The organism is Methanosarcina sp. DH1, from assembly GCF_020804205.1.
Taxonomy (GTDB): domain Archaea; phylum Halobacteriota; class Methanosarcinia; order Methanosarcinales; family Methanosarcinaceae; genus Methanosarcina; species Methanosarcina vacuolata.
The window spans coordinates 60,194-66,260 of the sequence record NZ_WJBJ01000017.1; the positions used below are offsets into that span (position 1 = coordinate 60,194).

A 6,067-nucleotide genomic window follows, 5' to 3' on the forward strand; every position below is an offset into this window, starting at 1 on the left:
TACCTGCTTAGCCTTAATTCCCCATCTACTTTTAGTTTCTTCTACCTCTTTTCTTTCTTCAATAGTCTCCTTTCCGGCACGTCATTTTTTCCTTTCCGTTCCTTCGTCTTTGCTTCCCAGTTTCGTTATCATTCCTTTTCAGTTTTTCTTCTCTTTTCTTTCCATTCCTTCGGTCTTTGCTTCCTAGTTTCGTTATCATTCCTTTTCAGTTTTCTTTTCAGTTTTTCTTCTCTTTTCTTTCCAGTTCTTCGTCTTTGCTTCCCAGTTTTGTTATCATTCCTTTTCAGTTTTTCTTCTCTTTTCGTTCCGGTTTTTCCTTCTTTCTTTCTCAGATCTCCCCTCTTTCTCTTTTCAGTTTCCCAATCCTTTCTCTTTTAGATATATCTTATCTAATTTTTCCAACTTGTTAATGTGATAAAGTGGTTCTCTTCTCATTAGTAAAATAAAATAGCCCAATAAGATAACTAATTCAATAATATAACACAAAAAGAGAATTATATTCACTTTTCAGGAATACATATTTAATTAGAAGCCCAATTTCCTGTGATAGCGATGGGAAAATTCAAACTGAAATGTCTTAAGTGCGGAAGAGAGTACGGCCAGGAATACAGGCTCACCTGTGAGAACGATGACGCTTTTTTGCGGGCGGAATACCTCGAAAAAAGACTGGAATTAAGAAACCAGCCAGGTATCGGAAGGTTTCATTCCTGGCTCCCGGTCCAGGAAGAACTTACTACGGATGCGGGGCCTATAACTTACAAAAGTGAAGCTTTTGCCAGAGAACTCGGGCTTTCGAACCTTTATATAGGGTTCAGCGGGTACTGGCCCGAAAGAGGGGCTTTCATTAAAACCTGCAGTTTCAAAGAACTCGAAGCCCACCCGACCATGCAACTCCTGAAAGAGACCGGAGGAAAAGCCATAGTCCTTGCTTCTGCCGGAAATACCGGCCGGGCCTTTGCGCACGTATCGGCTTTGACAGGAACTGATGTCTACATAGTTGTACCGGAGTCCGGAGCTTCGAATCTATGGCTGCCTGAAGAGCCCACTGAATCTATCCATCTCATCAGTATGAGTCCAGGAAACGATTACACTGACGCTATCAATCTCGCAGGCAGGATTGCAAAGCTGCCTGGCATGATTCCCGAAGGCGGAGCAAGAAATATTGCCAGAAGAGATGGAATGGGCACTGTGATGCTGGATGCAGCAGTAACTATAGGAAAAATGCCTGATCAATATTTCCAGGCAGTAGGAAGCGGCACAGGAGGAATTTCAGTATGGGAAGCCGCAATGCGTCTCAGGGACGATGGGCGGTTCGGGCAAAAAATCCCTAAACTTCAGCTTGCCCAGAACCTTCCTTTTGTTCCCATGTACAACGCCTGGCAGGAAAAAAGAAGAGAAATCATTCCAGAACTTGACATGAAGGATGCAAAGAAACAGGTAGAAGAAACCTATGCTACCGTGCTTACCAACCGGACTCCGCCATATGGGGTTATGGGCGGCTTATACGATGCACTTAGCGACACTGATGGAATAATGTACGCAATTACCAGAGAAGAAGCCCTTGAAGCTAAGGCCCTTTTCGAATCTCTTGAAGGAATCGACATTCTGCCTCCGTCAGCAGTTGCAACAGCTTCTCTACTAAAAGCCGTGGAAGCAGGAAACGTTGGTAAGGACGAAACTATTCTCCTGAACCTTGCAGGCGGAGGATACAAACGCCTGAAAGAGGACTATACACTTTACCAGATCAAGCCGGTAGCTACTGCTAAAAATCCTGATATTTCCTTAGACGAGCTGAATATCTAGACAAGCTGAATATCTAGACGAGCTAAATATCTGAGTCCAAAACAACTCAAAATAAAAACAGTGAAAATATAAAGACGATTAAGAAAGCTGAAGAGGCATGTGCATGGCAAGTCCGGAAGAAGAAGTCATAGCAATAATGAAAAAGGCAGGTATCGACCTTGCCGCAACTCTGCCCTGCGACAGGATCAAAAACCTGCTTCCCCTGGTTTCTGAGAATTTTCCTGAAATCAAATTAACGAGAGAAGAAAATGGTGTGGGCATTTGTGCCGGGGTTTACCTTGCAGGGGGGAAGCCCATGATGCTTATCCAGAGTACAGGGCTTGGAAATATGATTAATGCTCTGGAATCTCTGAATGTAATCTGCGGGATCCCCTTACCTGTTCTGGCAAGCTGGCGTGGGGTTTACGCTGAAGGAATCGAAGCCCAGGTCCCGCTTGGCACCCATCTCCCGGCAATCCTTGAAGGAGCAGGGCTTGCATATACAATAATTGATGAAGCCGGAAAGCTACCTCTACTTGAAAACGTAATAAAAGACGCGTTTGAGAATTTAAGGCCGCATATAGCCTTAATTTCTCCAAAAGTATGGGAAAGCTCGACTTGTTGCGCCTGGGAAGCGGCTGGATTGCCCGAAAAACCCGAGATTATGGAAAGGACGTGCCGTTTTAATATTAAGCAGGAAACCCTCAGGCCATTAATGCTAAGGAACGATGCGATTTGCGCAATTGATTCTCAGCTTGATGGCGAAATTACGGTAACAAATCTTGGAGTTCCCTGCAAGGAACTTTATGCTTGTAGAGACAGGGAGCTTAACTTCTATATGTTTGGCTCAATGGGGCTCGTCTCGTCGATAGGACTTGGCCTGGCTCTTAAGACAGAGAAGACGGTAGTGACCCTTGACGGGGACGGTAGCCTGCTTATGAACCCCAACGCCCTGCTCGAAATTGCTAATGAAGCCCCAAAAAACCTGATTATTATTTGCCTTGACAATGGTGCCTACGGCTCCACAGGCTCGCAGGAAACCTGTGCTCTCCGCTATATTGACCTGGAAATTTTTGCAACCGCTTGCGGAATTCAGAATACGGCTAAGGTAAACAGTCCAGAGGGGTTAATAGAAGCTTTCAGTAAATTTCGGGCCATGCAGGAACTTTCCTTTATCCATGTAATCCTGAAGCCTGGAAATACAAAAGCTCCCAATATCCCCCTGAGCCCTGAAGAGGTTACAAAACGCTTTAAAGAGGCTTTAAAAGCTTGAAGTCTGAATAAGTTACAATAACGTTTCAAAAAATAAAAATTAGAAGTTACGTCTTTAAAAGTAAAAATCACAGTTACAGGAGCATTAAAGGAGAGAAGAACATTGTCTTACTCTCTCCAGCTTATTTTTTCTACAGGTTCATTAAGCCTGAACCTTCCTGTGAGAATTTTCTCTTTGAGTTCTTCGGCAGCTATAATTGCCCTTGCACGATCGGACTGACGCAGTGTTACCTTAATATCTCTAAGGCAGCCTCCGGTTGAACACCTGACAGAACCCAGGTTTGCACTGAATGCTTCTCCCCTGCACCTTGAGATACAGAGTCCGCAGTTAAAGCAAAATTCCGGATTGTGTACAGCTCCGTCTTCTCCCCGGCTTACTGCACCCATGGGACAGGCTTCAATTACAAGGCAATCCTTGCAATTAAGGCATTTTTCGGGCTCGTACTTAATATTCAGGTCCACATTATCCCATACATCCCCATAGGTGATTTCACAGAGGGGAATTCGCCCTGCGAGATCCACCAGCTTGAGCGGGATTTCCTTATCCAGCTTCAGGATATTTTCCAGCATCCCTTTGTGAAGAATCGGGATAGGAACAGCCCATGTATTGATAATTTCAGGGCCGGCAGATGTTACAAACCCTCCCATGTACTCAGGGGTCATGTCATGCATATCAGCAAAACCCGTAAGGTTAGGATTATCTGGAGCGCTTCGAGTGCCAGCCCCGGTAACAAATCCGTCTGCCCCGTTGAGAAGTACCCTTGTCCCGATTCCTATAGTTTCGAGCTTGGGGTCGTTTTCAATTGGGTTTAACTCACCGCAGCCGCAAAAGGTCATTTCCTTAAACTCACCTTCAAAAGGCAGGGCGTGAAAGATGGTTTTGATAGACTCTTTTCCGGGATTTACAAACGCCCTATAATTCTTAAATGAGTGTCTTGTTGCATTGAGTTTCGCATAGGGGATCTCAGATAACTGCGTTTCTACCAAGAAATGGTCTCCTTCACTGGTAGTCACATCAACTTTAATGTTTTTTCCTTCTACCATCTCCCTGAAAAGGTGCCCGCCCCCGTAGTTGGGATCAAACTTACTGTGAGCGGTTCCAAGTACTATCAGGTCCAAAATTCCAAGCCTTTCATTAGGGCAGGGACCAACAACTGCAGGCACGCCGTTTAGCAGGACTTCGGACGCCTTAACAAACGAATCCGGCTCTGATACTTTGAACGAAAGTACGGCATAGGTTCCACTCATAATGCCACGCGTTGCAGTTGTTACAACATCCACGTCTTCGAGCTTTATATCCTCCCCTGCTCGAATTCTTGCACTAATTTCCGTAGCCGTAAGAACGATTGCGTCTCCGGCATCAATTTTATCCTGGATTTCCGGGATTGTCCGGGACGTCTCTGTGTTATCGAATGCTCCGTTCATGTTTCCCTCAACCGGGATATTGAGTTCATCCTATTTTAGGAGTAAGGATTGCCTGAGGATCAGTTACTCTGGAGGAAAGAATAAGCGTGAAATTGGCCGTTTTAGAGAATGTGAAATTAGCCGTTTTAGAGAATGAATAAACTCAAAGGTCTTCTTTACTTTTTTTGTCTTTTTTTCGTATGAGTTTTTTAGTTTCTGGAGAGGTATGGGTCTGCCATGACCCGGGAAATATGTCCTGCAACTTGAAGCAATCAACCTCTCCCAGCTTTCTAGAAGTTCGCGGATGTCGTTTGCAAAAGGGGGAAATACACTCCAGGGCATGACATTGAAAAGCGTATCTCCTACGAATGCAGCGTCATTTTCAATCACAAGGCTTATCGAGCCTTCAGTATGACCAGGCGTGGAAATGACTTTTGCACCAGGGATATAGTTTCCAAGGTCATATTCGTTTCCTATTACTATATCAGGATTCACAGGCTGATATTTTGATTTGGAAACCATTAAGGAGTTCCCAATTTCCGAAATTATTTTTGAGAACCACATAGTACCTTTCGGAAAGGGAGTTATGCCCTTTTCCAGGCATCTTTTTTCGGATGCATGAACCAGAACTTTTGCTCCGCTTCGTTTTTTTATTTCGGCAAGGCAGCCTGTATGATCGTAATGAGTGTGGGTGAGAATTATAAGGACTATATTCCGGAAAACAAGGTTGTTCTGTTCGAGAGCAGTTTGAATGTTTTTGATTTTGCCCGGGCATCCTGCATCCACAAGAACTCCCCGACCAGCTGAAACTATCAGATAAGAATTTGAGTGCCCCATTGGGATACTAATAATATTGTAAGACTTCTCGCATTCTGGTCTTTTACTTTTCAAGCTCTCACGGTCTTGCCGGGTGTCTTCGCTGGAAGTCATTCAGTTTTCCCCTCAAAATCTGGGAAGAGTTTCGTTGCTCTTTGCATGTTTTGCATTGTATTGCCTTTTGCATTGAGCCTCTAGTGCTGCTTTTTAGATTGAGCTTTTTTTGCTTATTGAGTTGCTTTTACCTTGAACTACCTTTTATCTTGAGCCTTTTTTTGCTTATTGAGTTGCTTTTACCTTGAACTACCTTTTATTTTTCCTTTAATAGGTTTCATGTTTTCTAGAAATTAATATATGGTATTATTGACTTACTAAAAAACTAATGTTTCACAAAAAACAAATCAAACGATTGAATTTGAAGAATTGCAAATAAGGGATTTTGCAATGCTTGCTGGAAAACCGAATCCCTAAAAAGATTCATCATTAGATTCCAAAAGAAAAATTAGGATACAAACTGTATAAAGATTTCATCTCTTTTAAGGTTGATTCGGTTAGAAAAGGTATATACCACCCAAAACTTATATAAATGATGATGCGCACTATGGAGTTGCACTTTTGTGCGAAAAACAGAAGCAACAAACTACTGGGCTCGTGGTCTAGACGGTTATGACGTCGCCTTGACATGGCGGAGGTCCTGAGTTCGAATCTCAGCGGGCCCACTAAAAAAATTTCCGGAGATTTTTCCGGAAAGTAAAAAAGAAAACGAAAATCAGGATATCAATTAATCGAAGTA

General features: G+C 43.4%; 5 protein-coding genes and 1 tRNA gene. 3 read left to right on the forward strand and 3 right to left on the reverse strand.

Going from position 1 to position 6,067, the window contains the following annotated elements; genetic code table 11:
- Nucleotides 1–58 precede the first annotated feature (58 nt).
- Complete coding sequence (locus FXW07_RS08315) at nt 59–199, reverse strand: hypothetical protein (RefSeq protein ID WP_229395033.1); 141 nt, start codon at nt 197–199, stop codon at nt 59–61.
- A gap of 353 nt (nt 200–552) precedes the next feature.
- On the opposite strand from FXW07_RS08315, the gene FXW07_RS08320 reads away from it, so the two are divergent.
- Together FXW07_RS08320 and comE are read left to right on the forward strand one after the other, a co-directional pair.
- Nucleotides 553–1,803, forward strand: a complete 1,251-nt coding sequence (locus FXW07_RS08320) for a cysteate synthase (RefSeq protein ID WP_229395034.1) — start codon at nt 553–555, stop codon at nt 1,801–1,803.
- Nucleotides 1,804–1,906: 103 nt separating this feature from the next.
- Nucleotides 1,907–3,055: a sulfopyruvate decarboxylase subunit beta gene (comE, locus tag FXW07_RS08325; RefSeq protein ID WP_229395035.1), complete on the forward strand. Its 1,149-nt coding sequence runs from the start codon at nt 1,907–1,909 to the stop codon at nt 3,053–3,055.
- A 107-nt stretch (nt 3,056–3,162) separates the two neighbouring features.
- Here the strand turns inward: comE and FXW07_RS08330 are convergent, their stop codons facing one another.
- The gene (locus FXW07_RS08330; RefSeq protein ID WP_229395036.1) at nt 3,163–4,479 is read right to left on the reverse strand and encodes a methanogenesis marker 16 metalloprotein; all 1,317 of its coding nucleotides are present in this window, start codon (nt 4,477–4,479) and stop codon (nt 3,163–3,165) included.
- A 63-nt stretch (nt 4,480–4,542) separates the two neighbouring features.
- Entirely contained in the window at nt 4,543–5,388 is an 846-nt protein-coding gene (locus tag FXW07_RS08335) for an MBL fold metallo-hydrolase (protein ID WP_229395037.1), read from the reverse strand.
- A 531-nt stretch (nt 5,389–5,919) separates the two neighbouring features.
- Here FXW07_RS08335 and FXW07_RS08340 point away from each other — a divergent pair.
- A tRNA-Val gene (locus FXW07_RS08340) sits at nt 5,920–5,993 on the forward strand.
- Nucleotides 5,994–6,067: the final 74 nt, after the last annotated feature.